A 275-nucleotide genomic window follows, 5' to 3' on the forward strand; every position below is an offset into this window, starting at 1 on the left:
GCGCAAGGCCCAGCTCAAGCACACTGAAATCCTGCCGCTGTACGCGCGCCTGTCGCCGGCTGAACAGCAGCGCATCTTCCAGTCGCACCCGGGCCGTCGTGTGGTGCTGGCGACCAACGTCGCCGAAACCTCGTTGACCGTACCGGGCATTCGCTATGTGATCGACAGCGGCACCGCGCGCATCAGTCGTTACAGCTACCGCGCCAAGGTCCAGCGCTTGCCAATCGAAGCGATTTCCCAGGCCAGCGCCAATCAGCGTAAAGGTCGTTGCGGGC

General features: G+C 64.0%; 1 protein-coding gene. It reads left to right on the forward strand.

The window, feature by feature from the left end:
• The coding region (locus AAEY83_RS14815) for a helicase-related protein (RefSeq protein ID WP_351060080.1) at positions 1-275 on the forward strand (275 nt) is incomplete at both ends.

The organism is Psychrobacter sp. TB20-MNA-CIBAN-0197, assembly GCF_040309765.1.
GTDB lineage: Bacteria > Pseudomonadota > Gammaproteobacteria > Pseudomonadales > Moraxellaceae > Psychrobacter > Psychrobacter submarinus.